This window comes from Gilvimarinus gilvus (assembly GCF_030518155.1).
Classification (GTDB): domain Bacteria; phylum Pseudomonadota; class Gammaproteobacteria; order Pseudomonadales; family Cellvibrionaceae; genus Gilvimarinus; species Gilvimarinus gilvus.
This window is the reverse complement of record NZ_JAULRU010000701.1, coordinates 1-461: the sequence shown is the minus strand read 5'-3', so window position 1 is coordinate 461 and position 461 is coordinate 1. Positions and strand designations below refer to the sequence as shown.

Genomic DNA, 461 nt, shown 5'->3' with positions numbered 1-461 from the left:
AAATGCGGTTGAGCACGGTGCTGCCGTCCTTGCTGCGGGTCAGGTAGACCGGCAGCACCTTGGGCAGGTTGTTGACCAGGCCTTCCACCTCGCGGGTGTTGTAGACACCGCTGATGCGGATGCGCCCGGTGCTGGCATCGGCCAGCCGCAACGGCGCGTCGAGGTAGCGGTTGATCACCGGTAGTGCCTGTTCCAGGCTGAGGTTGTCGAGCACCAGCTTGCCGCTGCGCCAGGCCAGGCTATTGCCAACGTCGCCGCTCTGTTCCAGTTGCGGTTCGAAGTCGCCCTTGTGGTAGCTGGCCTGCATGCCAGGGCCAAGGCGATAGCCGCCGGCGCTGCCGTCGCTGGAGACCAGCACCGAACCTTCCAGCAACGTGACCTTGACCTGATCACGATACTTCCACACGTTGAACTGGGTGCCGGTCACGCGCGTCTGGCCGCGGCCGGCGCGCACGATGAAC

1 protein-coding gene is annotated in these 461 nt (G+C 65.1%); it reads right to left on the bottom strand.

The window, feature by feature from the left end; translation table 11 throughout:
• A partial coding sequence (locus QWI17_RS17405; protein WP_302723795.1) for a FecR family protein occupies nucleotides 1-461 on the bottom strand: 461 nt, incomplete at both ends.